This is a genomic window from Schnuerera sp. (assembly GCF_035459645.1).
Classification (GTDB): domain Bacteria; phylum Bacillota; class Clostridia; order Tissierellales; family Tepidimicrobiaceae; genus Schnuerera.
In genome coordinates this window covers 1-2470 of record NZ_DATHXO010000208.1, presented here as the reverse complement: position 1 = coordinate 2470, position 2470 = coordinate 1, and the positions used below count along the sequence as shown (strand labels likewise).

The window sequence follows — 2470 nt, the reverse complement described above, 5'->3', positions numbered from 1 at the left end:
AGTATTATAGGATAGATCATAACTGCTACTCGAGCTACAACTGCCAATTTAGATCTTGCTACATAAGTTATTGAAATTAACATAGTCAAAATTATAACTTCTGTAGGAGTAGTTTCTAACAAGTATGCTTTGATTACTTCTGCAAAAATTCTACAAGCATAGGATAATAATAGGACAGAATAAGATGTCATGATTATTAAAAAAACATTGAATATTATTGGATTCATTGTTTTTCTACCGATTTGAAAAAAGGACATTCCTGGATACATTTTAAATATCCTATCCATAATTATAGTAAAGGGCAGAATGATTAAACCACATATTACTATTACTATCCATCCACTATTATCCAATATAATTGCTAAATCACTAGGCAAGGATAATATTCCTACACCAATAACAGTAGTTATCAATAATGCTTTTATCTGTTGATTGGATATTGTATCTTTATTATGCATATTTTCACCTTTTTCTCATTCTTCTTCTGTTTCTAGGAAATGTAAATATAGGTCTTAGTTGTAACTTTTGTATAGGTGCTTTTACTAAAGTATCCTTCAAATCCCCTTCTTCTATTCCCAATCCAGAATAGGGTGCAGAAAAGGGAATTCCAAAACTTTCTAACCTTGCAAAATGGGTTGATAATACGACTATCCCTAGCATTATGCCATATAGCCCTAATATACCTGCTAAAGCCATAAATATGAATCTGCAAAACCTAAATCCAGAAGCCCATTCATAGCTTGGCAAAGAAAATGAAGCTATAGTGGTTATGGCAACAATTATAATCATCAATGGGCTTACTACTCCTGCTTCTACTGCTGCCTGACCAATTATAAGTCCTCCTACTATGCCAATGGTAGTTCCTATAGGACCTGCTATCCTTGTTCCTGACTCTCTTAATAATTCAATAGTTAACTCCATTAAATAGGCCTCTATTACAGCTGGAAAGGGTACATTAACTCTACTAGCGCCTAAATAATAGGTCAATATTGTAGGTATTATGCCTGGATGAAAAGATGTTATGGCTATATATAGAGCAGGAGCTAATAATGATAAAAAAGCAGCTATCATTCTAATCCAACGAATTACTGTGGTAATAGTCCATCGACTATAATAGTCTTCTGCTGATTGGGATAAGGTACCTATGGTAGCTGGTATTATTAATGCAAATGGAGTATTGTCTACTAATATACCGACTCTTCCCTCATATAAGGAGGCAGCTAAAGTGTCCGGTCTCTCTGTATTTTCTATTTGAGGAAAAGGAGATAGATAATTATCTTCTATTAAAAATTCCAACATAGAGCTATCTATTATGGCATCTATATCAATTTTATCTAATCTTCTATTTAACTCTTTTAATATCTTTTTGCTTGCAATATCATCAATATACATTATTGAAATATCTGTTTTAGATCTTCTACCTATTTGGATGTTTTTAATTTTTAATTTAGGGTCCTTTATACGCCTCCGTACCAGAGTTGTGTTTAATTTTAAGGTTTCACTAAATCCATCTCTAGGTCCTCTTACCACAGTTTCCGTTTCTGGTTCTCCTACTCCCCTTGTAGGCCATCCTCTAGAAGAGAGTAATAACGCCTTGTTTGCCTTGTCTACAAAAAAAGCAGTTTCTCCAGACAAAACTGCATCTACTATTTTACTTAAATCTTCTTCTTCTTTTATTTCTGGTATAGCAATGGATTCTTTAGCTATTTTATCCAATCTATTTAATTTGAAAGTTGATTCTACATCTTCCACACCACTGGTAGTCAATAATAATTGAATAGCATATTCACTTAGCAAAACTTTATCTATAAGACCATCAGAAAATATAAAACAAGCTTCTCTTTTGGTATCTTTGCCTATGTCTATAAATCTATAGACAATATCATCGCAATCTTTAAATATGGTCTTTAATATATCGATATTTTTATTTAAATCCTTAGATACAATCTGTCCCATAAAAACCTCCTAGACCATTCTCAAAAAAATAAAAATAATAACTCCAAAAACTATGTAGGAATAGGAAATAATTTTAACCATTCTATACTCTTTAACGAATCCCTTTTTCTTACAATTAGGTACATCTATTAACAAGGAAAACAATGCTACTACTATGATTATTGTTATAGTTAAATTGTCAAATATACTTTTAATTGGCCCAACAAATCTATACAAAAAACCCACCCCCAGCTAATATATATAATTAGCAGAAAGTGGGATTATTATTCATGGGTTTATATAGTTCTAACTATATAAACTTTATCTATTTTTTTTTCTAATTCTTTTTTACACTTTAATGATTTTTCCTTATCATCGAATAATCCAAATACACCGTGCTCACGGCGTCGGTGGGCGCCATGGAGGTGATCGCCGGGGCCACGGGGCTCCTGACGCTCCTCCTCGGCTGGGAGCTCATCGGGGCGGCGTCCGCTGTCCTGGTGGCCCACCAGTGGTGGGAGGAGGGCAAGGGAAG

At 33.7% G+C, this 2470-nt stretch carries 3 protein-coding genes; all 3 read right to left on the bottom strand.

Annotation, left to right across the window (positions count from 1 at the left end):
- A partial coding sequence (locus VK998_RS04925; RefSeq protein WP_325226178.1) for a GerAB/ArcD/ProY family transporter occupies positions 1-458 on the bottom strand: 458 nt, incomplete at its 3' end.
- 4 nt (positions 459-462) lie between these two features.
- Complete coding sequence (locus tag VK998_RS04920; protein ID WP_325226176.1) at positions 463-1956, bottom strand: spore germination protein; 1494 nt, start codon at positions 1954-1956, stop codon at positions 463-465.
- A gap of 9 nt (positions 1957-1965) precedes the next feature.
- Entirely contained in the window at positions 1966-2172 is a 207-nt protein-coding gene (locus VK998_RS04915) for a CLC_0170 family protein (RefSeq protein ID WP_325226173.1), read from the bottom strand.
- Between the last annotated feature and the right edge of the window lie 298 nt (positions 2173-2470).